The 23,409-nt window shown below is 72.7% G+C and carries 17 protein-coding genes; 9 read left to right on the top strand and 8 right to left on the bottom strand.

Annotated elements, in window-relative coordinates:
• Positions 1-60: 60 nt before the first annotated feature.
• Entirely contained in the window at positions 61-819 is a 759-nt protein-coding gene (locus RM704_RS12120) for a PaaX family transcriptional regulator C-terminal domain-containing protein (protein ID WP_033525771.1), read from the top strand.
• Positions 820-951: 132 nt separating this feature from the next.
• On the opposite strand, the gene RM704_RS12115 is transcribed toward RM704_RS12120, so the two are convergent.
• The 3 genes from RM704_RS12115 to lnt all read right to left on the bottom strand — a co-directional run bounded on the left by RM704_RS12115 (position 952) and on the right by lnt (position 6,371).
• Complete coding sequence (locus RM704_RS12115; RefSeq protein ID WP_052145889.1) at positions 952-4,026, bottom strand: aminotransferase; 3,075 nt, start codon at positions 4,024-4,026, stop codon at positions 952-954.
• Positions 4,027-4,213: 187 nt separating this feature from the next.
• Positions 4,214-4,687, bottom strand: coding sequence for an NUDIX hydrolase (locus RM704_RS12110; protein ID WP_033525769.1), 474 nt, complete (start codon positions 4,685-4,687; stop codon positions 4,214-4,216).
• A gap of 67 nt (positions 4,688-4,754) precedes the next feature.
• Positions 4,755-6,371, bottom strand: a complete 1,617-nt coding sequence (gene lnt, locus RM704_RS12105) for an apolipoprotein N-acyltransferase (RefSeq protein ID WP_033525768.1) — start codon at positions 6,369-6,371, stop codon at positions 4,755-4,757.
• 283 nt (positions 6,372-6,654) lie between these two features.
• Here lnt and RM704_RS12100 point away from each other — a divergent pair, with 283 nt between their 5' ends.
• Positions 6,655-7,641, top strand: coding sequence for an O-antigen ligase family protein (locus RM704_RS12100; RefSeq protein WP_107072235.1), 987 nt, complete (start codon positions 6,655-6,657; stop codon positions 7,639-7,641).
• A gap of 30 nt (positions 7,642-7,671) precedes the next feature.
• On the opposite strand, the gene RM704_RS12095 is transcribed toward RM704_RS12100, so the two are convergent.
• Both RM704_RS12095 and RM704_RS12090 read right to left on the bottom strand, forming a co-directional pair.
• A complete protein-coding gene (locus RM704_RS12095) occupies positions 7,672-8,229 on the bottom strand; it encodes a hypothetical protein (protein ID WP_033525766.1) in 558 nt (185 codons plus the stop codon).
• Positions 8,230-8,279: 50 nt separating this feature from the next.
• Positions 8,280-9,086, bottom strand: coding sequence for a glutamate racemase (locus RM704_RS12090; protein WP_033525765.1), 807 nt, complete (start codon positions 9,084-9,086; stop codon positions 8,280-8,282).
• Positions 9,087-9,143: 57 nt separating this feature from the next.
• Between RM704_RS12090 and RM704_RS12085 the strand changes: the two genes are divergently transcribed.
• Entirely contained in the window at positions 9,144-10,319 is a 1,176-nt protein-coding gene (locus RM704_RS12085; RefSeq protein WP_033525764.1) for a glycosyltransferase, read from the top strand.
• A gap of 57 nt (positions 10,320-10,376) precedes the next feature.
• Here RM704_RS12085 and RM704_RS12080 read toward each other — a convergent pair whose 3' ends face one another.
• The gene (locus RM704_RS12080; RefSeq protein ID WP_033525805.1) at positions 10,377-11,672 is read right to left on the bottom strand and encodes a TerD family protein; all 1,296 of its coding nucleotides are present in this window, start codon (positions 11,670-11,672) and stop codon (positions 10,377-10,379) included.
• Positions 11,673-11,988: 316 nt separating this feature from the next.
• Between RM704_RS12080 and RM704_RS12075 the strand changes: the two genes are divergently transcribed.
• The 5 genes from RM704_RS12075 to RM704_RS12055 all read left to right on the top strand — a co-directional run bounded on the left by RM704_RS12075 (position 11,989) and on the right by RM704_RS12055 (position 18,373).
• Entirely contained in the window at positions 11,989-12,426 is a 438-nt protein-coding gene (locus RM704_RS12075; protein WP_033525763.1) for a DUF6643 family protein, read from the top strand.
• A gap of 54 nt (positions 12,427-12,480) precedes the next feature.
• Positions 12,481-13,305 (top strand): MOSC domain-containing protein, encoded by an 825-nt coding sequence (locus tag RM704_RS12070; protein ID WP_033525762.1) that lies wholly within the window; start codon positions 12,481-12,483, stop codon positions 13,303-13,305.
• A 243-nt stretch (positions 13,306-13,548) separates the two neighbouring features.
• Positions 13,549-14,172 carry an Rv1733c family protein gene (locus RM704_RS12065; protein ID WP_033525761.1) on the top strand — a complete coding sequence of 208 codons (624 nt, stop codon included), beginning with the start codon at positions 13,549-13,551 and terminating at the stop codon, positions 14,170-14,172.
• Between the two features lie 111 nt (positions 14,173-14,283).
• Positions 14,284-16,722 carry a right-handed parallel beta-helix repeat-containing protein gene (locus RM704_RS12060; RefSeq protein ID WP_033525760.1) on the top strand — a complete coding sequence of 813 codons (2,439 nt, stop codon included), beginning with the start codon at positions 14,284-14,286 and terminating at the stop codon, positions 16,720-16,722.
• A 154-nt stretch (positions 16,723-16,876) separates the two neighbouring features.
• Positions 16,877-18,373, top strand: a complete 1,497-nt coding sequence (locus RM704_RS12055) for an alpha/beta hydrolase (protein WP_033525759.1) — start codon at positions 16,877-16,879, stop codon at positions 18,371-18,373.
• Here the strand turns inward: RM704_RS12055 and RM704_RS12050 are convergent.
• Positions 18,370-20,940, bottom strand: a complete 2,571-nt coding sequence (locus RM704_RS12050) for a hypothetical protein (protein ID WP_037657516.1) — start codon at positions 20,938-20,940, stop codon at positions 18,370-18,372. The two genes, RM704_RS12055 and RM704_RS12050, sit on opposite strands and share 4 nt — an antisense overlap.
• 291 nt (positions 20,941-21,231) lie before the next feature.
• Here RM704_RS12050 and RM704_RS12045 point away from each other — a divergent pair, with 291 nt between their 5' ends.
• The gene (locus RM704_RS12045; RefSeq protein WP_033525758.1) at positions 21,232-22,065 is read left to right on the top strand and encodes a DeoR/GlpR family DNA-binding transcription regulator; all 834 of its coding nucleotides are present in this window, start codon (positions 21,232-21,234) and stop codon (positions 22,063-22,065) included.
• Between the two features lie 53 nt (positions 22,066-22,118).
• Here the strand turns inward: RM704_RS12045 and cds1 are convergent, their stop codons facing one another.
• Positions 22,119-23,261, bottom strand: coding sequence for an L-cysteine desulfhydrase Cds1 (gene cds1, locus RM704_RS12040; protein WP_107072233.1), 1,143 nt, complete (start codon positions 23,259-23,261; stop codon positions 22,119-22,121).
• Between the last annotated feature and the right edge of the window lie 148 nt (positions 23,262-23,409).

The following is a 23,409-nucleotide window of genomic DNA, read 5'->3' as shown; positions in this document are numbered from 1 at the left end:
TTATCCCTACGGCCGCAGCTATGACGTAACAAGATCCGATCCCCCGTACAGTACGGAGCCATGGAGACGAACGTGTCGGGGCGGCCCTCCGACCTCGAACTGCGGCCGCTGTCCGCGCGGTCGGTCGTCCTGAGCCTGCTGCTGGGCATGCATCCGCCGGAGCTGCCGGTGCGGGAGCTGGTGCGCCATGTGGAGGCGTTCGGGGTCGCCGGGTCCACCCTGCGGGCCGCGCTCAGCAGGATGGTGTCGGCCGGGGACCTGCGGCGCGCGGACGCCGTCTACCGGCTCAGCGACCGCCTCCTCGACCGTCAGCGGCGCCAGGACGAGTCGGTGCACCCCGAGACCCGGCCGTGGCACGGCGACTGGGAGATGATCGTCGTCACCGCCACCGGCCGCCGCCCCGCCGAACGCGCCGACCTGCGGGCACGCCTGACAGCACTACGCCTCGCCGAACTCCGGGAGGGCGTCTGGCTCCGCCCGGCCAACCTGCGGCGCGCCCAGCCGCCGGACCTGGGCCCCACGGTCCGCCACTTCGGGAGCCGCCCGGACCAGCCCGCGCAGGACCTGGTCGCGAGCCTGTGGCCGCTGGACACCTGGGCGGGCACCGCCGAGGCGCTGCTCGGCCACATCGAGCGGACCCGCGAGCCCGCGGACCGCTTCACCGCCCTCGCGGCGGCCGTACGCCATCTGCTCGCCGACCCCGTCCTGCCACCCGAACTCCTCCCGCCGGACTGGCCGGGAGCCGAGCTGCGGGCCGCGTACACGGCGTACCGCCGGGAGCTGGTCGAGACGGTGTCGGGGCGCACGGAGGCCCGGTAGCCGGGGAACGCACAGGACGGGCGCGCTGAAGGGTGGCGGACCGGAGTCGTCGTCGGGCCGGACGACGCCGGGTCGACACCGGTCCGCGGCCGGCAGCCACCGGCCGGCTGCCGCCCACCGCCGGAACGCCGGTCACCAACCGTGCGTCAGGACGTCGTCCAGGGCTGCGACGAAGCCGTCCGCGCCGTCGCGGGTCAGACACAGCGGCGGCTTGATCTTCAGCACGCACTGCCGGTCGGAGGTCGGCTGCATGATCACGCCGAGTTCGCGCAGCCGCTCGCAGATCGCGGCCGTCTCCTCGGTGGCCGGCTCCAGCGTCGTACGGTCGCGCACGAACTCCACGCCCAGATAGAGACCGGAGCCGTGCACCGCGCCGATCAGCCCGTGCCGGTGGGCGAGTTCGAGGAGCCGGTTCTTCAGATGGCCGCCCACGTCCCGGGCGTTGGCCTGCAGTCCCTCGTCGCGCAGTGCGTCGAGGACGGCGAGGCCGACCACCGAGCTGACCGGGCTGCCGCCGGCGGACGAGAAGAAGTAGCCCTGGCTGCGGTAGGCCTCGGCGATCTCGCGCCGGGTGATGACCGCGCCCAGCGGATGACCGTTGCCCATCGCCTTGGCGACGGTGACCACATCGGGTACGACGCCTTGCTGCTCGAACCCCCAGAAGTGGGTGCCGAGGCGCCCGTAGCCGACCTGCACCTCGTCCGCGAGACAGAGTCCGCCGACGGCGCGGGTGGCCGCGTAGACCTGTTCCAGATAGCCGTCCGGCAGGGGCATGCCGCCGGCGTTGCCGTAGAACGGCTCGCACAGGAACGCGGCCGGCGGGGTGCCGCGCGCCGCGAGTTGGGCGATCCGCTCGGCGGCCTCGGGACCGTACCGACGTGCCTCGGCCCCCCGGTGCCGACCCCGGTAGGAGTTGGGCGCGGCGACCGTGTGCACCCAGGGCGGGCGGGAGGCGAGGGCGCCCGGGTTGTCGGCGATCGAGGTGGAGACGGCGTCGCTCGCGTACGTCCAGCCGTGGTACGCCTCCTCGACGGCGACCACGTCCCGCCGCCCGGTCGTCGCCCAGGCGAGCCGCAGCGCCAGGTCGACGGCCTCGGAGCCGCTGTTCACCAGGAAGACCGTGTCCAGGCCGTCGGGGAGCGTCCGGGCGAGCCGTTCCGACAGTTCGACCACCGACGCGTAGTGGAAACGGGAGTTGGTGTTGAGACGCCGCCACTGGCGGTGCACGGCGTCGCTCAGCGCGGGGTGACCGTGGCCGAGGACGGTCACGTTGTTGAGCATGTCGAGGTAGACGCGGCCGCGCGTGTCGACCAGGTGGTGTCGCCAGCCGCGTTCGACGCGCGGCGGCTCCTCGAAGTAGTGCTCCTGGACGGTGGCGAAGGAGTGCGCCCGGCGCTCCAGCAGCTCCGCGTCGTCGGCGGCCGACCAGGTCCCGCCCCGGCCCTCCTCCAGAGGCCCGGGCGAGACCTCGCCGAGGAGCACGCCCGGGTCGGGGCACAACGACAGCCACCCGTCGGCGAGTTCGGGGGTGGCGAACCTCGGTGGACGCGCCCCGGACAGTGCGCAGAGCTGTACGCCCAGCACGTACACCCCGTCGTCCTCCGCCACCCTGCCCAGCGGCTGCCCCGCCTCGACGGGAGCGGGCGGCTCCTCGGCATCGACCGCGACCCCGATTCCGGCTCTGGCCCCGGATCCGGAACCGACACCGACACCGACACCGACACCGACACCGACACCGTCCAGGATCAGGTCGAGCCCGTCGCCGCTGCTCAGGGTCAGCGTGCCGTCGGGAGTCCTGGTGACCGTGCCGGCCCAGGGCGCGTGGACCTCCAGCGGCTCGGTGAGGTACAGCTCGACCCCGAGCGCACAGGTCTCGGCGACGCCCGCGCCCGCGACGGACGCCCGGGTCAGCCGGAACTCACCGTGCCGGGTCCGTACGGCCGCCCGCCCCGCCGCCAACCCCTGCGCGGCGAGCGTGCGTTCGATGCCGGGGTCCAGCCAGCGCCCGGTGTGCAGGTCGTCGCTTTCTGCGGACAGGTCGAGGACGTGCACCTCGTCAGGCAGCGCGGGCAGCAGCCGGCTCGCGGTCGGGAACCCCGCGGGCAGGCCGTGCTCGGACGCGGGCGTGGCGAGCGGCCGGCCGGCGTCCCCGGGCAGGGCCGCCGAGCGGGCCAGTCCCTGCCGGAACAGGGCCGTCATCACCTGCGCCGGTACCGACACGGCGGCCTCGAACATCGCCCGTTCGCGGTCCAGCGCGGCCGTGGCGTACCGGTTGTCCGGGTCCAGCAGGGTGTCGTACTGCCCGCTGACCACCATGACGGCCGACCGAAGCACCACGAGCGGCCACAACACGGCCACCTCCTCGTCCCCGAGCGGTCGCACTCCGTCGAACGCCCGCACGGCCGGCAGCACCGACGCGGGGCCCGCGCCGTGGTGGTGCAGTACGGAGGTGCAGGTGACCGCGAGTTCCGCGACCGTCCAACCGGGGCCCAGATCACCGAAGTCGATGACGCCGACCGGGACGGGGCGTCCGTCGGGAGCCGTCTCGCAGACCACGTTGTTGTCCGTCACGTCACCGTGCACGATCTGCGTCGGCAGCACGTCGGCGTAGGGCTCCACCAGGGCGTACGCGGCGCGGGCCGCCCGCAGGATCCGCCGGGCGAGCGCCTGGTCGGACAGATGCGGGGCCAGTGCCTCGATGACAGCAGGCGCGTTGCGCAGGTCCCACATCCGGGTCGGGTCCGGTGCGGCCGCTTCCAGGCCGGCCCGTTCGAAACCGGCGAGCCCGGCCGCGACCCGTCCGGCGAGTCCGCCGAGTCGCGCGACGACGCGGGGTGCCAGGTAGCGGCTGTCCATGATCGGTTCGCCGGGGACGAAGTCCAGCAACCGGCAGGCGAGTTCCACGCCGTCCGCGGTGAGCCACTGCACCGCCGCTCCGTCCACGCCGGGCCGGGCCCGGGGCAGCCGCACGTCGGGGAGCACCCGGGCCAGATGGTCGACCGCCGCGTCCTGGGCGCCGAGGACCGCCGTGTCCGTCGCGGGATTGGCGATCTTGAGCACCCGGTCGCCCGCGTCCGTGCGGACCCGGTAGTTGCGGTCCTGCTGACTCCCCAGATCCTTGAGGGTGCCGCGTACCCCGAACCGTGTGACGAGGAAGGCGGTCAACTCCGCCTCGGAGACCGAGGGAAAGCGCGGGGGATGGCTCATCGAGGACTCCACCACTCCATGCCGGAACGTTCCGGCAACCGTAGGGCGCGCTTCTCGATCACGTCAACGCGGGCGGTGGGCGGGGGCCGCCGGGGCCGGTCCGCGCGGACGCCCGCGCACGGCGAGCGCGCGCTCCGCGCACACGGTCACGGCCACGGACACGCCCTCCGCCGCCCCTCCCGCGGCCTCAGACCGTGGGGTCGAACCACGTGACCGTGTCGGACATGGCCTGCTTGATGCGGAACAGCGCGAACTCGCTGAGGTTCGGCAGGGCGTCCAGGGAGAACCAGCCGACGTCCAGCGACTCGTCGTCGTTGACCCGTGCCTCGCCGCCCACGGCACGGCAGTAGAACGTGGTGTCCATGTACTGGCAGACGTCCCCGTTGTCGTACCGGACCGGTTCCAACGCCTGTACGAGGACGATCCGTTCGGCCACGCACCGGACCGCCGTCTCCTCGTGGACCTCTCGCACGGCACAGGCCGCCGGCTGCTCCCCCGGGTCCGGGATGCCGCCGATCAGCGACCACTTGCCGTTGTCGGACCGACGGTTGAGCAGCACTCTGCCCTCGTCGTCGAAGACGAGGGCGGTGACTCCGGGGAGCCAGAGGAGCTGGTTGCCGGCGGAAGCACGGAGTGTGCGGATGAAATCAGGGGTAGCCATGGAGCCGACCCTAACGGGCCGTTCCGGTCACCCCGCCGCATCCTGGACGCGCACGAGAGGCGTACGGCTACACGCCACCGGCGCGCCTCCCGCGCACACCGGCCCCGATCGCCCAGCCGAGCCCACCCGCCGCGACCAGCGCCAGAAGCACCTCGGGCGCGATGCCGAACCGGGTCGCGGGCGTCTGGGAGGACCGCAGCGGGACCTTCTGGACCAGCGAGTCCGGGACGAACATGCCCGTCTTCTGCGTGATCCTGCCGTCCGGCATGATGATCGCGCTGACGCCGCTGGTCACCGGTACGGTGACGGTGCGGCTGTGCTCGACGGCGCGCACCCGGGACATGGCGAGCTGCTGGTAGGTCATCTCGCTGCGGTCGAAGGTGGCGTTGTTGCTGGGCACGGAGATCAGCTGCGCGCCGTCGACGACCTCGGAGCGCACCGCCCAGTCGAAGGCCGCCTCGTAGCAGGTGACGAGTCCGATCTTCGCCCCGTCCATGGTGAACACGCCGGGCTCGGATCCCCTGCTGAAGTCCTGGCGGACCATGGACGTCCACTCGCTGTTGATGGCACCGATCAGCGACCGCAGCGGCAGGTACTCGCCGAACGGCTGGATCTGCCGCTTGTCGTAGGTGTCGACGGGGCCCTTCTCGGGGTCCCACAGGATCTGCTCGTTGTAGAGCTTGCCGTCCCGCTCCACCACTCCGCCGACGGAGATGGGCGCCCCGATGGCGGTGGCCGCCTTGTCGATCACCGCGCGGGCGTCGGCGTTGGCGAAGGGGTCGATGTCGGAGGAGTTCTCCGGCCAGAGCACGAAGTCGGGCCGGGCGACCTTGCCGGCGCCGACCTCGGCGGCCAGCCGCTCGGTCTCCCTGGCGTGGTAGTCGAGCACGGCCCGCCGCTGGGCGTTGAAGTCGAGCCCCAGGCGCGGAACGTTGCCCTGGATGACCGCCACGGTGGCGGTGCCGTCCTCGGCCGCGTCGCTCACCAGCGCGCGGGACGCGAGGGCGCCCACCAGGGGTACGGCCACGGAGAGCGCGGCCACGGCCGCCGTGCCCCGGCGTACGGCCTCGCCGGTGCGCCGGTTCGCCACGAGCAGCCGGACCACCTCGTACAGGCCGAAGCCGCACAGCACGACGGCGAAACCGAGCACGGGGGTGCCGCCGAGCGCGGCCAGCGGCAGGAAGACACCGTCCGCCTGGCCGAAGGCGATCTTGCCCCAGGGGAATCCGTCGAACGGGGCACGCGCGCGTGCCGCCTCACCGGCGATCCACACGGCGGCGGCCCACACCGGCCAGCCGGGCAGCTTCGAGACGACGGCGACGCCCGCGCCGACGAGCGCGACGAACACCGCCTCGATCACGACGAGCGCGAGCCATGGACCGGGACCGACCTCCACGCCGGTCCACACCAGCAGCGGCAGCAGGAAGCCGAGACCGAACAGATAACCGAGACCGAGGCCCGCCTTCCAGCCGCGTCCGCGCAGCACCCAGCCGAAGACCGCGAAGGCCGGCAGGGCCAGCCACCACAGGGTGCGGGGCGGGAAGCTGACGTACAGCAGCACCCCGGAGAGGGCCGCGGCGACGGCCGGAAGGAGCCGGCCGACCCATCGGGACGCCCGGGAGACGGGCGCGGCCTGGGGTTCGAGCTGTTCCGGCTCGTCTACGGGAGTGGCGGTGACGGTCACTCGGGGAGTGTACGGCGCGTCACCCCGGCGCCGACAGCGCGGCCCGTGCGTCCCGGGTGAGGCTTTTGTCGCACCCCTGCCGCATCGTTCCTGCATAACTCGTCCACAAAGCGGCGCATCACCCGTTACGGTGTGCGCGAGCCTCTGACGTGCGGCCGAACGCGGTCCTGGCGGTCGAGGCCCGGCACAGTCGGGGGGCGACACGTTGGGGTCCACGGGGACGGAGTCCGCGGCCGGAGCGTCGGCCTCGCACGAGAGACGGAACGTCTCCGACGTCACGGGCGTGCTCATGCTCGGAGCGTTCGCGGCCTGGTCGTTGATCACGGCGGCGGCGCGGGGCGGCCGGCCGGAGGGTGTGCTGCTGGCGGTGCTCGCGGTGGCGGCCGGTTACGCGGCGGGCCGGATCTGCGGGGCCCTGCTGCCGGTGGTGGCACCGTCCGCCGGAGCGCTGGCCGGTCTCGGTCTGGCGGTCACCGACCCGCACACCATGACGGGCTCGCCGCTGGTCTCACCGCTGGGGCACACGGGTGCGACCGCCGCGCTGCTGGTCCTGGCCGCCGGTGCCGCCTGCTGTGCCGCCTGGGCGGCCCGTTCGAACGGCGTACGGCTGGCCCTGCGGCTGCTGGCCGGCGGGATCGCGGTGACCGCGGCGGTGCTCGGCTCGACCACCGGCGTCGCCGCGTGTGCCGGCGTACTGCTGTGCTCGCTCGCGGCGGCCCGGATGCGCCGGGGCCCGGGTCTCGCGGGACTCGCCCTCGCCACGGGCCTGGTGACGGCGACGGTCTGGGCCGTGGCCGAGGACGCCCTCCCGGCCGGGCTGACCGACTCGCTGGAGGGGCAGCTCACCCCGCACCGCGTCCTGCTGTGGCACGACGCGCTCGGCCTCGTCCACGACGATCCGCTGCTCGGCGCGGGACCGGGCCGCTTCGGGGAGCTCACCCCGACGGTCGCCCGGTCGCTGTCGGCCGACGACCGGCCCCACTCCGCGCCCCTGCAGCTGGCGGCCGAGCAGGGGCTCATCGGTGTGGGACTGCTCGCCGCGGCGTTCGGCTGGGTCCTGTACGTCCTGTGGCGGACCCCGCGCTCCACGCCGGTGGTCCTCACCGCGGGCGCGGCCCTGACCGCGGTGGCCGCGATCGCGGCCGTGGGCAACGCGCTGAGCTTCACGACGGTGACGGCGGGCGCGGGCCTGCTCGCGGGGATGGCGACGGCGTGGCCCCTCACGGAAGGCGCGACGGGGGTGGCGCCGGACCTCGACGAACGGCCGTAGGGGGCGTTCGGCCGGGCTGCGCGCAGGGCGTCAGTGCGCGGCGTCGGACGCCTTCGGGGTGAGCCGGGCGCGGATGACGTTCACGGCCGTCTCCGCGTTGTCCACGGTGATCGTGAACGTGTGACCGTCCCAGAGGCTCAGCACCACGGCCTCGCCCCGTCGTACGACGACGGCGGTGCCCTTCTCGGGCCGCCAGCGGTAGCCCCAACCGCCCCACTGGTGGGGCGTGACGCACGGGGCGAAGACGACGTCGGCCACCTGCGACAGGGGGATGCGGCGGCGCGGGACACCGATGTGGCCGCAGCGGACCTCCAGGCACTCCTCGTCGACCTTCACGGAGACGTGCACGAACGCGAGCGTGCCGAAGAGGACGAGCAGCCCGGCCGCGATGCAGCCGACGACGGACATGACGAGCGGGGCGACACCGGACGCCCACGCGGAGTCGACCGCGAGTTCGATGCCCAGTGCCATGCAGGCGGCGCCGCCGAGTGCCAGCAGCCACTGGCCGCGATTGGTCGCGCGGCCGGTCCAGACCTCGGGGTGCGAGTCTTCGGGGGTGCCCGTCTCGCCGTGGGGGTGGTCCCTCATGGCTTTGAGACTACTCAGGTTCCGCTGCGCGGGCACCTGGTTGCGGACCGTTACCGGTCGGCCCTGACGGGCGGCGCCGCACCGGCTGTCGCGAGCAGCCTGCCCTCCTCGTAGGCCAGTGCCGGGGCGGGCAGCGAGCCCTCGCGGCCGCTGAGGATGACCGTCAGCTTCGACCCGCTCCAGTCGGCCTCGGGCTCGGGCAGTTCACCGATGCGGCGCAGCGCCTGCGCGGCCACGGCGCCGGCGGAGCCGTGCAGGACGAGGGGCGGGAGGCCGGGCTGCTGGACGGCCGCGCGGATGCGTTCGGCGACGAGCTCGTAGTGGGTGCAGCCCAGGACGACGGTCGTCACGTCGTCGGGGGTGAGCGCGGCCGCGGCGGCGATGGCGGCGTCGATCGCCGCGTCGTCGCCGTGCTCCACGGCTTCGGCCAGTCCCCAGCAGGGCACCTCGGTGACCGGGACGCCGTCGGCGAATTCCTCGATGAGGCCGCGCTGGTAGGGGCTGCCGGTGGTGGCGGGTGTCGCCCAGATGGTGAAGGGGCCGCCACCGGACGCGGCCGGCTTGATCGCCGGGACCGTGCCGATCACGGGCAGACCCGGTTCGAGGAGGGCCCGCAGGGCGGGCAGGGCGTGCACGGAGGCGGTGTTGCAGCCGACGATCAGCGCGTCGGGGAGGTGGGCGGCCGCCGCCTCGGCGACGGCGAGAGCGCGCTCCGTCAGGTCCTGCGGAGTGCGCGGGCCCCAGGGCATGCCGTCGGGGTCCGAGGAGATCACGAGATCCGCGTCGGGCCGCAGTCGCCGTACCGCGGCGGCGGCGGGGAGCAGACCGATACCGGAGTCCATGAGCGCGATCTTCACCCGGCCACGATAGACGATGGCCTCGGTGGAGCCCCTCCGGTGGGGCAGACTGCGGGCGTGAGCGCCATCGCGTGGATCGCCGCCGGATCACTCGCCGCCTGGGCGTGGCTGCTGCTCGGCCAGGGCTTCTTCTGGCGCACGGATGTGCGCCTGCCACCCCGCCGGGACCCCGACGACTGGCCGGACGTCTGCGTCGTCGTCCCCGCCCGTGACGAGGCCGCCGTGCTGCCCGAGAGCCTGCCGTCGCTGCTGGCCCAGGAGTATCCGGGCCGGGCCGAGGTGTTCCTGGTCGACGACGGCAGCACGGACGGGACCGGTGACCTGGCCCGTGAGCTGTCGCGACGGTTCGGCGGCCTGCCCCTGACCGTCTCCTCCCCCGGGGAGCCGCCTGCGGGCTGGACGGGCAAGCTCTGGGCCGTGCGGCACGGCATCACGCTGGCACGCGCGCGTGGGCCCGAGTTCCTGCTGCTGACGGACGCGGACATCGCGCATCGCCAGGACAGCCTGCGCGCGTTGGTGGCGGCCGCGCGCACCGGCGGCTTCGACCTGGTCTCCCAGATGGCCCGGCTGCGTGCCGAGAGCAGGTGGGAGAAGCTCGTCGTGCCCGCCTTCGTGTACTTCTTCGCCCAGCTCTATCCGTTCCGCCGGATCGGGGCACGGGGTTCGCGCACGGCGGCCGCGGCGGGCGGCTGTGTGCTGCTGAGCGCCGAGGCGGCGGAGCGGGCACGGATCCCGGACACGATCCGGCAGTCCGTCATCGACGACGTGGCGCTGGCCCGTGCGGTCAAGAGGAGCGGCGGCCACATCTGGCTGGGCCTGGCGGAGCGCGTGGACAGCGTGCGGCCCTACCCCCGGCTGGGCGACCTGTGGCACATGATCGCCCGCAGCGCCTACGCCCAACTGCTGCACAATCCGCTGCTGCTCGCCGGAACGGTCCTCGGCCTGGCCCTGGTCTATCTCGTCCCGCCGGTCGCGCTCGTGGCGGGCCTGGCCATGGGGGACCCGGCGACGGCGCTGCTCGGCGGGCTCGCCTGGCTGCTGATGACGGCGACGTACGTGCCGATGCTCCGCTACTACGGTCAGCCGCCGCACCTCGCTCCCCTGCTGCCGTTCACCGCGTCGCTGTACCTCCTGATGACGGTCGACTCGGCGGTGCGGCACCACCGGGGGCGCGGCGCGGCCTGGAAGGGCCGCACCTACGCCCGCCCGGCCCCGGCCCCGGACGAGAGCTAGGGGCCCGCACCGGAAGCTCTCCCCGGTGTGCGGGACCCCTCTCTCTCGCAGGGACGGCTATTTTCTGCCGGGGGTCCAGTTCATGCCCCACCCATAGGCGTAGTCGACGGTGCGCTGCGGGCTCACTCCGCGCTCGGGGACGAGGTAGCGGGCCTCGCGCTGGACGATGAGGTCACCGCCCTGGTTGGTGATGAGGGCGAGGGCGCAGACGGTGGAGGGCACGGTGCACTCGTCGAGCGAGAAGTCGATGGGTGCGCCGTGCTGCGGCTGGAGCGTGACCGTGGCGTGCAGATCGGCGAAGGAACGGGCGCCCTCGTAGATGGTGACGAAGATGAGGATGCGTCGGAAGTACTGCTTGTGGTCGAGGTTGACGGTGAGGTTCTCGCCGCTGCTGACGGCGCCGGTGCGGTCGTCGCCGTCGAGGTGGATGAAGGGCGGCTGGTGCAGTGAGCCGAAGGCGTTGCCGAGTGCCTGGACGACGCCCTTGCTGCCGTCGGAGAGTTCGAACAGGGCGCACAGGTCGAGGTCGAGGTCCGCGTGCATGGCGACCGCCCGGCCCAGTTTGCTGCCCCATCCCTTGAACTGCTTGTGCACCTCCCAGTTGAGGTTCACGCGCATGGCGCCGGAGGTGCCGCCCTGTTTGGTCAGGGAGACCGCCGGGGCCTCCTTGGTGAGCGTCACCTTGGTGAGACGGACGGGGGCCGGGGGCGCCACGGGCGGGGCGGGAGGCGGCGGCGGGGCGGTCGTCACCGGCGGCGGCACGGTGACGGGCGGGGCGACGGGGGCCGGCGCGGCCACGGGCGCGGGCGTCGGTGCGGCCGCCTGCTGGGGCTCGTCCACCGTGATGCCGTAGTCGGTGGCGAGGCCTTCGAGTCCGGTGCTGTAGCCCTGGCCGACGGCGCGGAACTTCCAGGCGCCCTGGCGCCGGTAGAACTCCCCGAGGACGAAAGCGGTTTCGACGCCGGCGTCCGCGCTGTCGAAGCGGGCGACCTCGGTACCCGCCCGCTCGTCGAGCACCCGGATGTACAGTCCGGGTACCTGTCCGAAGCTGCCGCCGTCCGCCGAGGCGACCACCACCACGGTCTCGATGGCGGGCTCCACGCGGGCGAGGTCGACGAGGAGCGAGTCGGTCACCTGCCCTCCGGCGTCCCGCTTGCCCTCGTGCCGGACGGCGCCGGAGGAGTGCGTGGGTTGGTTGTAGAAGACGAAGTCGGCGTCCGAGCGCACCTTTCCGCCGACGAGCAACAGCGCCGAGGCGTCCGTGTCGGGTACGCCCGGTCCGGAGCGCCAGCCCAGTTCCACGCGTAGCGCGCCCGTCGGCACCGCGGTGTTCGATCCTTTCGGCATTGACATGTCCGCCCCCATCAGAAGGTCATCCAGAAGGTCGTCACCAGGCCGCGTCCCACGCGGTCCGTCGGATCCGGCCGGATCCGTTGTCGGCCCAACCTATTGCCCCGGGCCCCGGAACCCCCAGAACCCGTACCGAAAGATCCTTCGGTCAACCGCCGGTAACCCTCCAGGAACTCGGCATTTACACGATCAGAAGGAGCTTTGCTGCCCTTTTTCGCCGAGTTCGCTCGCATTGGGGATCCGGCGTCACGGCCGACACGGAAAACAACCCTCTTATCGGTCTCCCCAACCAGCACATCGTGGGCTTAACTTATGTGCCATGACCTCCCCCCGCTCCACCTACGGCGGCGGTTACTACTCCGCCTCGTCCTTCGCGGACACCCCGATCTACGACTCTCTCGTCGCCGAGCGGGGAACCCCTCAGATCGCCCCGATCCGGGTACCCGCCCAGTACGACACCCCGGGCAGCAACCTGCCCGCCCTCCCGTCGGCGCTGCCCGCGCTGCCGGCCGGTCCCTCCCAGCCCGCCTACGGCTATCCGCAGGCCCAGCAGCCCTCGCCGCTCCAGCAGGCGCCGAACGCGTACATCCCGCAGCAGGCCGCGGGCCCGCGGGGCTATCCGGGCACCCAGCCGCCACAGCAGCAACAGCGTCCGATGGCGGGCTACGAGGCCATGCGCCCGGCGGCACCCCGTCCGGCCCCGGCGGCCCCGTACCAGCAGGACCCGTACAACGGCCAGCAGTACCGCGGGTACTGAGGCTTCTGGAACGTTTCGCGTGGGGTTGTCACAGCCTGCTGGCAGGATGACCCCATGGGGAATCCGTCACTGCACTCGATCCATGTCCACCCGCTGAAGGCGGCCCGGGGCTTCGCCCCCGACGAGGCCGTCGTGGAGCCCTGGGGGCTGGCGGGCGACCGCCGTTGGGTGCTGGTCGACGACTCGGGCAAGGTCATCACTCAACGTCCGCATCCGCGTATGGCGTTGGCCGCCGCCGGGCTCCTGCCCGGCGGCGGTCTCTTGCTGTCCGCGCCCGGCCGCGAGCCGCTGACCGTCCCGGTGCCCGCGCCCACCGACACGACCACCGTGGAGATCTGGCGGGACAAGGTGGAGGGCGTCCCCGCCGACGCCGTGGCGCACACCTGGTTCAGCGGCTACCTGGGCGTCCCGGTGCGGCTCGTGCACCTCGACGACCCGGCGACCCGGCGACCGATCGACCCCGAGTACGCCCGCCCCGGCGAGACCGTCAGCTTCGCCGACGGCTATCCGCTGCTGCTCACCACGCTCGCCTCGCTGGCCGCGCTCAACGACCTGGTCGCACAGGGCGACCACGCCGAGGAGGGCCCGCTGCCGATGAGCCGCTTCCGGCCGAACGTGGTCGTCGACGGCACGGACGCCTGGGCCGAGGACGGCTGGCGGCGCGTCGCCATCGGCGAAGTGAGTTTCCGGGTGGCCAAGATGTGCGGCCGGTGCGTGGTGACCACCACCGACCAGGACACCGCCGAGCGCGGTCGTGAGCCGCTGCGCACCCTCGCGCATCACCGCCGTTTCGGCGACAAGCTGGTCTTCGGGCAGAACCTCGTCCCGGAATCCGCGGGCACGGTACGGGTCGGCGATCCGGTGCGGGTACTCGAATAGGCAGTTCGATCTCGATGAGTTCTGGGCGGTCCTGAGAGAGAACCCCCGGCTCCCTCTTGAAAATTCAATCTCCTACGATTCGGTTCGTGTGCAGGGAACAGACACCCCGGGTTCGTCCGTTGGGCCTTTGTGAGAAGTTCATGAGAAGGCCGCTGGGAGGGTGATTTCGCTCTCTCCTGACCGGGACCGCGCGTGGACGGCTCCGCCCGGGGCTATCACGGACGCGTAAGGGGGTGTGGGGCGGTGCGGGCAATCGGTGGACTACGGGCGTTCGGCGGACTGTGGCGCTGGCGCCACAACCCGTTGCGGCGGACGACCGATCTGGTCGAGGCCTGGCTGGCGTTCGCGGCGCTCGTGCTGATCCTCGTCGCCGCGCCGCTGATCGGCGCCGTCGTGGGCACCACCGCCCAGAGCGCCCTGCAGCAGTCCGTGCGCGAACAGCAGCAGAGCCGCCACCGGGTCACGGCAACGGTCGTCAAGAAGGTCGACGGCTCCCCGCTGGATCCGGATCCGGAGACCGCGACGACCCGCGACCGGCAGAGCCGCGTCGTCGCGGACTGGACCGGCCCGGACGGCACCCGACGACACGGCACGGTCATGGCGAACCTCAAGACCCCGCAGCCCGGTGACCACTTCAGGCTGTGGACGGACGGTCAGGGCCGGACAGTGGGACGCCCCCTGGACACCGTCACCGCGACGACCCACGCGGTGCTGGCCGGATTCGGCGCCACCGTGCTCAGCGCGGGACTCGTCGAGGGGGTCAGACGGCTGATCGTCTGGCGCATGGTCCGCCATCGCTACACCCGTTGGGACCAGGCATGGGACAAGGCCGGGCCGGACTGGGGCAGGACGGGCGCGGGCAGCTGACCGCCTTCGCACTCCGGTCAACTCCCCCTGCCCGCGCACGCTACGGTGGACCGACCAGCCGAACTGTTCGGCATCGACCCGCGTTCCACGAGGTGGGGGCACAGCAACGCCATGGCACAGGGCACGGTCCAGGTGACGCACACCGGTACATCGCGGTGGCGGCGCCGCACGGGTGAGTACTCGTCGCTCGCCGCGGCCCTGGAGGCCGCGAGCGACGGCGACGTGCTCATCGTCGCTCCGGGCACCTACCGGGAGAACCTCGTGGTGCAACGCGGGGTCACGCTGCGCGGTCCGGAGGGTTCGCCCGGCTCGGTCCGCATCGCGCCCGTGGACGGTGTACCGCTGACCGTCTCCGCCTCTGCCGTCGTGCAGGATCTGCATGTGGAGGGGCAGGACGCCGCGGCGCCCGCGCTGCTCGTCGAGGACGGCACCCCCGAGCTGCTGGACCTGCGGATCGTCACCCGCTCCGCGGCCGGTATCGAGGTACGCGGCGGCGCCCGCCCCACGGTCCGACGCTGCACGGTCGACAACCCGGCCGGCATCGGCATCGCCGTGGTGGACGGCGGCGGCGGTGTGTTCGAGGAGTGCGAGGTCGTCGCGGCCGGCCAGGCCGGGGTCGCGGTGCGCGGCGGCGGCCATCCCCGGCTGGAGCGGTGCCGGGTGCACCACACCTCCGGCTCGGGCCTGACGGCGACCGGGGAGAACTCCTCGCTGGAGGCCGTCGGTTGCGAGGTCTACGAGGTCCGCGGCAGCGGCGTGCAGATCACCGGGCGGGCCACGGCCCATCTCACCGACTGCGATGTGCACCGGACGACGGCCGACGGGGTCACCCTCGACACCGACGCGGTGCTCACCCTCGCGGACTGCCGCATCCATGACATCCCGGAGAACGCGGTGGATCTCCGCTCGCGCTCCGTCCTCACCCTGACCCGCACCTCCGTCCGCCAGTTCGGGCGCAACGGCCTGTCGGTGTGGGACCCGGGCACGCGGGTGGACGCCAACCAGTGCGAGATCTTCGACAGCACCGGCGACTACCCGGCGGTCTGGATCAGCGACGGCGCGACGGCGGTGTTGGAGTCCTGCCGGGTGCACGACGTGCCGGACGCGCTGTTCGTGCTGGACCGGGGCTCCCGCGCGGACGTCGTCGACAGCGACCTGTCGCAGGTGCGCAACACGGCGGTGTCCGTGAGCGACGGCGCCACCGCTCAGCTCGACGACTGCCGTATCCGGGACGCCGCCACGGGCGCCTGGTTCCGCGACCACGGCAGCGGCGGCACCCTCAGCGGCTGCACCGTGGACGGCACCCAGACCGGCGTGATCGTCACCAAGGGCGCCGACCCGACGATCGAGCGCTGCACGGTGACCTCGCCCGCCGAGGCCGGCTTCTACGTCTCAGCCGAGGGCCGCGGCAGCTTCCTCGACTGCCGGGTCACGGGCAGCGGCGGCTACGGCTTCCACATCATCGACGGCTGCCGGTCGACCCTGCGCAAATGCCGTACGGAACGCTGCGCCCGCGGTGGTTACGAGTTCGCGGACGGCGGTCCCGGCACCGTCGGCGGCGGTCCGGTGGTCGAGGACTGCGTGAGCGACGAGAGCGCGGGCGTACGGCCCCCGGCCACCCTGGAGACGGCGACGCAGAACACGGCCCAGTCGCCCGGTCTGCTGGGCTCGATCCCGGGTCAGCGCACCACCGAACAGCCGCCGGCCGCCGTACCCCCCGTGGAGCCCGAGCCGTCGACGCGCAGCTCGAAGGCGGTCCTCGGTGAACTCGACGCGCTGGTCGGTCTGGACAGCGTCAAGCGCGAGGTCCGCGCCCTCACCGACATGATCGAGGTGGGCCGCCGCCGCCAGCAGGCCGGCCTCAAGGCGGCATCGGTGAAACGGCACTTGGTGTTCACCGGCTCCCCCGGCACCGGCAAGACCACGGTCGCCCGCCTCTACGGCGAGATCCTGGCCTCGCTCGGCGTCCTGGAGAAGGGACATCTCGTCGAGGTGTCCCGCGTGGACCTGGTCGGCGAGCACATCGGCTCCACGGCCATCCGCACCCAGGAGGCGTTCGGACGGGCCCGTGGCGGTGTGCTGTTCATCGACGAGGCGTACGCGCTGTCGCCGGAGGACTCCGGGCGGGACTTCGGCAAGGAGGCCATCGACACGCTGGTGAAGCTGATGGAGGACCACCGCGACGCGGTCGTGGTGATCGTCGCGGGCTACACGGCCGAGATGGAGCGCTTCCTCACCGTCAACCCCGGTGTGGCGTCCCGCTTCTCACGCACCATCACCTTCGACGACTACGTCCCCGACGAGTTGTTGCGGATCGTGGAGCAGCAGGCCGAGGAGCACGAGTACCGGCTGGCGCCGGGCGCGGGCGACGCCCTGCTGAAGTACTTCACCGCCCTGCCCAAGGGTCCGGCCTTCGGCAACGGCCGTACCGCGCGGCAGACCTTCGAGGCGATGGTCGAGCGGCACGCGAGCCGAGTCGCCCAGGTCGACGAACCGAGCACGGACGAACTGACGTTGCTGTACGCGGAGGACCTGCCGGAGCTGCCGTAGGCCCGCCGCCGGCGGGTGCGACGGCTCCGCCGGAGGGGGGACGGCGCATCCGGAGGCCGGGGGGCGGCAGGTCCGTAGGCCGGGGGCCAACCCCACCCCCGAGTGACCGGGTTGCCGGATGGGGCGGCAGTGGCCCCTTGGACAGCATGGGGCCATGACACTTCGCATGCGAAACGTCCTGGTCCTCGCCCTGACCGCCTCGGTCGTCGGCACCGCGTTGACGGTCACGACCCCGGCTCTCGCCTCTTCGTCCTCCCCCGCGCTCGCCTGGCGCCCCTGTGTCCAACCGGGCGGTCCGGCCGGCCAGGAGTGCGCCACGTTGACCGTGCCGGTCGACTACCGGGCCCCCGACGGTCCCCGGTTGAGCATCGCGGTCTCCCGACTGCCCAGTGAGCGCCCCGAAGCCCGACGCGGCACCCTGCTCGTCCTCCCCGGTGGTCCCGGTGGCTCCGGCCTCGCCAGACTCACCCGGCAGGGCGAGGCACTGCGCCGTGAACTCGGCGCCACGTACGACCTCGTGAGCCTCGACCCGCGCGGCGTGGGAGCCAGCACCCGGGTTTCCTGTGAACTCCCGGCCGCCGACCGGCACTTGGTGACCCTACGGCCCTGGCCCGCGCCGGACGGCGGCATCGCGGAGAACGTCGCCCGCTCCCGCCGCACCGCCGAGTCGTGCGCCCGCAACGGCGGTGCCGTGCTGCGCAGCCTCAGCACCGCCAACGAGGTACGCGACATCGACCGCCTGCGGCAGGCCCTGGGCGAGGACAAGCTGTCGGCGTACGGCGTGTCGTACGGGTCCTATGTCGGCGCCGTGTACGCGCAGAAGTACCCCGAGCGCACCGACCGTTGGGTGCTGGACAGCAACGACGACCCCGACCCTCGGCGGATCGAGAGGGCCTGGGTGGCGAACATGGCGGTCGGCGCGGAGGACCGGTTCCCGGACTTCGCGGCCTGGGCCGCCGATCCGGCCCGGGACGCGCGGGGTCTGCGGCTCGCGCGGCGGGCCGGAGAGATCCGGCCGTTGTTCCTCTCCTTGGCGGCGGAGCTGGACCGCGCGCCGAGGGAGTCGACGACACCGGGCGTGCCGCTCACCGGCAACCTGCTGAGGCAGGTCATGTACGACTCCCTCTACGACGACGCCGCTTTCCCCCGGCTGGCGGGGCTGATGCGCGCGGCCATGACGCCCGACGCCACGCCGGTGCTGCCGCCGGCGGTCGCCGGACCGCTCAGTGACGAGGATGCCGCCGTCACGATCGCCGTGATCTGCAACGATGTGCGCTGGCCGCGGTCGGTGGCCGGGTACGAGCGGGCGGTGGCCGCGAACCGGGCGCGGTATCCGCTCACGGCCGGACTGCCGGGGAACATCCTCCCCTGCGCCTTCTGGAAGGACACCCCCGCCGACCAGCCCACGAGGCTCACCGACCGGGGCCCGTCCAACATCCTGATGATCCAGAACCGACGGGACCCGGCCACTCCGTACGTCGGCGCGCTGCGGATGCGTCGGGCCTTCGGTGACCGGGCGCGGCTCGTCACGGTCGAGCGAGGCGGTCACGGCGTCTACCTCGGGACGGGCAACGCCTGCGGCGACCGGGCCGTGACCTCGTTCCTCATCACGGGCGAGCGCCCCGCGCGGGATGTCACCTGCCCGGACTAGGGCGACGTCCGCGGGCCGGGCAGCTCGGTGCCGAGTCGGTCCAGCAGATGTTTCCGTTCGGCCACGAAGGCCGGGTCCGCCTGGTAGTCGGAGTGACCGAGGATCGGGGCGGGCAACGGGTGGGCGCCGGTGCGGTCGTAGGCGAGCGGGTCCGGGAAGGGCTCGGCGTCGACCTGCGGTCCGTGCCGGCTCGTCAGTCGCACGGGGCCTCCGATGGGGTCGGTGCGGCGGTACAGATTGCGCCAGCGGTCGACCTCTCGGTGCAGGGCCGCGAGCGGCTCCGGGCCGAAGTGGGCGGGGAACCAGCGCCCGTAGAGCCGCTCCAGCGGTGAGCCGTAGGTGAGCAGCGCGACCCGTCCGCGGACCGACGGGGTCAGCTGCCAGGCGGCGGCCGCCGCGAGGACGCTGCCCTGGGAGTGGCCGGAGATGACGAGCCGGCCGCCGGTGGCGCGGGTCCAGGTCGCCATGCGCCAGGTCAGGTCGGGTACGGCCCGCTCGGCGTAGCAGGGCGGTGCGAACGGGTGTGCGGCGCGGGGCCAGAAGGTGCCCACGTCCCAGAGGATGCCGATCGTGCGCCGCGCCGAGGCGTCCTTGTAGGCCCGGCGGCCCCAGGTGACGAACAGCAGGAAGCCCACTCCGATCAGCCAGGATCCCAGTGCCTGCGCGGTCTGGGCGGCTCCCTCGACGAAGTCGTACGAGCCCTGCGCCGCCCTCGCCGGTGTCTCGCCCGTCACGAGGGCGCCGGTGAGGGCCGCGGCGCCGAGCAGCAGGGTCACCGTGGAGGTGACGGCGACGATGCGGGGCGCCCGGTCGGTGAGGGCCGCCATGGCGCGGGTGCGCGCGATGCGGCGGGTACGGCCGGCGTCGTGCGCCTCGTGCTCCTCGGGCCGCGGCCCGCCGGGGACCCCCGGCGCCGTCGGCTGGCGCGGGACGGACGGTTCCACCGGGCTCGACGGTGGGTCCGGCACCCCTTCCTCGCCCGGCAGTCCCTTCGCTCGCTCATGCGGCCCTTCGCCGACCAGGCCGTACTCCCGCTCCACCGCCGCCGTCTCCGCTCTGCGCAGGACCCGGGTGCGGTGGGCCAGCCAGCCGAGGAGGCCGAGGAGGACCAGGAGGAGGGGCGGGATGACGGAGGCCTGCCAGGTGAGGAGGACGGGCGGGCCGGAGAGGGCGTCGTCGGTGCCGCCCAGCCAGTCGGCGACGCGCTGGGCGACACCGGCGGACATCACTCCGCCGAGGGCGCAGGCGAGCATCGCGACGGCGGGGCCGGCCAGCCCGTACATGGCGGTGCGGGGGTCGGGGCGGGAGCGGTACAGGGTGTGGGCGACCACGCCGAGCGCGATGACGAGCAGGCCCTGCATCAGGGTGATCCCGCCGAAGGTCAGGTCGCCCGGCAGCCGACCCGTCGACCTCCAGCCGGGGCGCGACCACCCGGCGTACACCATGGCCAGGACGAGCACGGCGATCGAGCAGGCGGGCAGGCGGCGGACCACGGCCCCGTCGAGGCGCGTGTCGAGACGCCGCTCGCTGCGGCCCCTGCGGCAGACCACCCAGACCAGGGTCACCGCCAGCAGCACGAGGGCCGAGTTCAGCAGCCAGCCCAGGATTTCCAGGAGGGCGGGCCCGCCCGCTCGGCGGTCGTGGCGGGCGGCCGAGGTGCCGACCGCCGCCGCGACGGTGAGGAAACCGGCCGCCGCGTGGGCGGCGCGGAGCCTGGCGACCAGACGGCGGCCGTACCAGAAGCCGGGCCGGCCGAGCGCGACGCGGGCCGTGTCCTCGACGTCGGCCGGGAGGTGCGCCGCGTCGCCGCCACCGGCTGCGTAGGGTGCCGTCCTCTGGTCCTCGGGACGGCCGTCGGCGCGGTCCATGGGGCGCTGGGACTCGTACTCGCTCCAGGTGCGGTGGGAGAGGTACCACAGGAGACCGGTCAGCGCGGTGGGCACCACGGCCGCCACGGCGAGACGGCGGCCGGGCTGGCTCCACCAGCCGCCGTCGGAGACGGCCGGAGAGAGGAAGCCGAGCCAGGTGTGCGCCTCCGCGCACGCGCGTGCGCCCGCGCACTGCCAGGCGGTCAGGTCGAGGGCGACCTCGCAGGCCGCCGCGACGAGCAGCACGGTCAGGGTGAGGCCGGTGAGGCGGACGAGGAGGCCGTAGAGGCGGACCGCGCTTCGGCGGCCGCGGGTGCTGGGGCGCATCCAGTGCGCGAGGTTGACGACCATGAACGGCAGCAGCAACAGCCACAGGGCACGCGAGCTGTTCCCGGAGGTGAGGTTGCACCAGACATAGGCCTCGGGAACGGGCTTGCCGCGGTAGTCGGCGGGACGTTTCTCCGCGTCGGCGTCGTCGATGCGCCGGAAGACCGCGGCCGTGTCGTCGCCGGTGACGCGGACCGTGCGGGGATCGTCGAGCATGCGTTCGGGGGTGGTGCCGCCGACGCCGTGGACCAGGAGTTCGAGGGCGGTCGCGTCCGTCGTGGAACGGCCGGAAAGGGGGTGCGGACTGTCGTCCCGCGCTTCCGCGTGTTCCCCGGGGTCCGTATGTGTCGTATGTTCCCTCGCACGATCCACTGTTCCGCTTCCCCCGTGATGCGCCGCAAGTCGGTGTGAGGTGCAGGCACTGATGATCGCCCCTCGTCGGGCGTCATACACCTGTGATCACCGAATCTCCCCGATCCGTGTGATAGTGACGGGCGCGAGGAACGCAGCGTGACGTGTGCGCGACCGTGCGGGGAGTGGCGTCACCGGTGGTGGGGCGTGCGAATATGGGACGTCCTCGGGACCGGGGACGGGGGAATGTCCTTGTCGGAGGGGGTAGGGAAGGCGTGTCGGGCGTGATGGGGCGAGAGGACCGGAGCGAGCGTGAGTGAGAACCAGAACCTCCTCGCGGAGCAGCGCCGAGCCCTGATCCTCGACGAGGTGCGACGGCGGGGCGGGGTCCGGGTCAACGAGCTGACGCGCAAACTCGGTGTGTCGGACATGACCGTGCGTCGCGATCTGGACGCGCTGGCCCGTCAGGGCGCGGTGGAGAAGGTGCACGGCGGCGCGGTGCCGGTGGCCGAGGCGAGCACGCACGAGCCGGGTTTCGAGGCGAAGTCCGGGCTGGAGCTGACGGCCAAGGAGGACATCGCACGGGCGGCCGCGGAGCTGGTGGCGCCGGGCTCGGCGATCGCCCTTTCGGGCGGCACGACGACGTACGCGCTGGCGCACCGTCTCGTGGACGTGCCGGATCTGACCGTGGTCACCAACTCGGTGCGGGTCGCCGACGTCTTCCACGCGGCTCAGCGCACGACGGGCCCCCGGCAGGGTGCGGCGACCGTCGTGCTGACCGGTGGCGTGCGGACGCCGTCCGACTCGTTGGTGGGGCCGGTGGCCGATCAGGCGATCGCGGCGCTCCACTTCGATGTGCTCTTCCTCGGTGTGCACGGGATATCGGTCGAGGCGGGTCTGTCGACGCCGAATCTGGCGGAGGCCGAGACCAACCGTCGTCTGGTGCAGTCGGCGCGACGGGTCGTGGTGGTGGCCGACCACACCAAGTGGGGGACGGTGGGGTTGAGTTCCTTCGCCGCGTTGGAGCAGGTCGACACGTTGGTGACCGATGCCGGTTTGGCCTCGCAGGCGCGGGCCGAGATCTCCGAGCATCTGCGGCGGCTGGTGGTGGCCGGGGAGGAGTTCGAGGACGGCTCGGACGACTGAGCGCCGTTGTGGTTGAGGGCGGCCTGCGCACGGCGGGGAAGGAAAAGGGCGCCTCAGTCCGTCCACACGCCCGTGACCAGCAGCCTCTCGATCGCCGCCGCGTACGGCTCGATGTCCAGGCCATGTCGCCTCAGCCACTCGTCGGAGTAGTACTTGTCGAGGTAGCGGTCGCCCGGGTCGCACAGGAGGGTGACCACGCTGCCCTGGCGGCCCTCGGCGACCATCTCGGCGATGATCTTGAGGGCGCTCCACAGGCCCGTGCCGGTGGAGCCGCCGGCCTTGCGGCCGATCGCGTTCTCCAGGGCTCTGACGGCGGCGACGCTGGCGGCGTCGGGGACCTTCATCATGCGGTCGACGGCGCCGGGGACGAAGCTGGGCTCCATGCGGGGGCGGCCGATGCCCTCGATGCGTGAGCCGCAGTCGCAGGTGACGTCGGGGTCGCCGGTGGTCCAGCCCTCGAAGAAACAGGAGTTCTCCGGGTCGGCGACACAGATACGGGTGTCGTACTGCATGTAGTGGACGTAGCGGGCGATGGTCGCGGAGGTGCCGCCGGTCCCGGCGGTGGCGACGATCCAGGCGGGCTCGGGGTAACGCTCCAGGCGGAGTTGGCGAAAGATGGATTCGGCGATGTTGTTGTTGCCGCGCCAGTCCGTGGCCCGCTCGGCGTAGGTGAACTGGTCCATGTAGTGCCCGCCGGTCTCCACCGCGAGACGGGCCGACTCCTCGTACATCTTCCGTGAGTCGTCGACGAAGTGGCAGCGTCCGCCGTGGAACTCGATCAGACGGATCTTCTCGGCGCTGGTCGTGCGGGGCATGACGGCGATGAAGGGGACGCCGATCAGTTTGGCGAAGTACGCCTCGGAGACGGCGGTGGATCCGCTGGAGGCCTCGATGACCGGGCGGCCCGGCCGGATCCAGCCGTTGCACAGGCCGTAGAGGAAGAGGGAGCGGGCGAGACGGTGCTTCAGACTGCCGGTGGGGTGGGTCGACTCGTCCTTGAGATACAGGTCGATCCCCCATCTCTCGGGCAGCGGGAAGCGCAGGAGATGGGTGTCGGCGGAGCGGTTGGCGTCGGCCTGGACCTTGCGCACGGCTTCTTTGAGCCAGCGGCGGTACTCGGTGTCGCTGTGATCGACGTCGAGGGTGGCGCCAGGACGGGTGGGGTGGGCGGTGCTCACGGCGTGCTCCTCACGCATTGCGCCGACGGCGGATCGCGGCGTCGGACGTCCCGATGATAGACACCTTCCGCACGCTTCTCACCTGCATAAACATGCCTTTGAGCACCTCAAAGGCACTCCTGTGGCGAGGATGCGCGGGGCGCATGGGGGGCGCATGCCGCGCATG

The organism is Streptomyces gottesmaniae (genome assembly GCF_031845845.1).
In the GTDB taxonomy this organism is placed as follows: Bacteria; Actinomycetota; Actinomycetes; order Streptomycetales; family Streptomycetaceae; genus Streptomyces; species Streptomyces akebiae.
Note: the sequence above shows the minus strand (reverse complement) of the source record. Positions and strands in the feature narration are given on the sequence as shown.

Coding starts and splice junctions, on each gene's coding strand:
- cds1 (WP_107072233.1), bottom strand. CDS start 23,261: ATGCGTGAGGAGCACGCCGTGAGCACCGCCCACCCCACCCGTCCTGGC.
- RM704_RS12110 (WP_033525769.1), bottom strand. CDS start 4,687: ATGGCTACCCCTGATTTCATCCGCACACTCCGTGCTTCCGCCGGCAAC.
- RM704_RS12115 (WP_052145889.1), bottom strand. CDS start 4,026: ATGAGCCATCCCCCGCGCTTTCCCTCGGTCTCCGAGGCGGAGTTGACC.
- RM704_RS12095 (WP_033525766.1), bottom strand. CDS start 8,229: ATGAGGGACCACCCCCACGGCGAGACGGGCACCCCCGAAGACTCGCAC.
- RM704_RS12120 (WP_033525771.1), top strand. CDS start 61: ATGGAGACGAACGTGTCGGGGCGGCCCTCCGACCTCGAACTGCGGCCG.
- RM704_RS12055 (WP_033525759.1), top strand. CDS start 16,877: ATGACACTTCGCATGCGAAACGTCCTGGTCCTCGCCCTGACCGCCTCG.
- RM704_RS12060 (WP_033525760.1), top strand. CDS start 14,284: ATGGCACAGGGCACGGTCCAGGTGACGCACACCGGTACATCGCGGTGG.
- RM704_RS12075 (WP_033525763.1), top strand. CDS start 11,989: ATGACCTCCCCCCGCTCCACCTACGGCGGCGGTTACTACTCCGCCTCG.
- RM704_RS12080 (WP_033525805.1), bottom strand. CDS start 11,672: ATGTCAATGCCGAAAGGATCGAACACCGCGGTGCCGACGGGCGCGCTA.
- RM704_RS12070 (WP_033525762.1), top strand. CDS start 12,481: ATGGGGAATCCGTCACTGCACTCGATCCATGTCCACCCGCTGAAGGCG.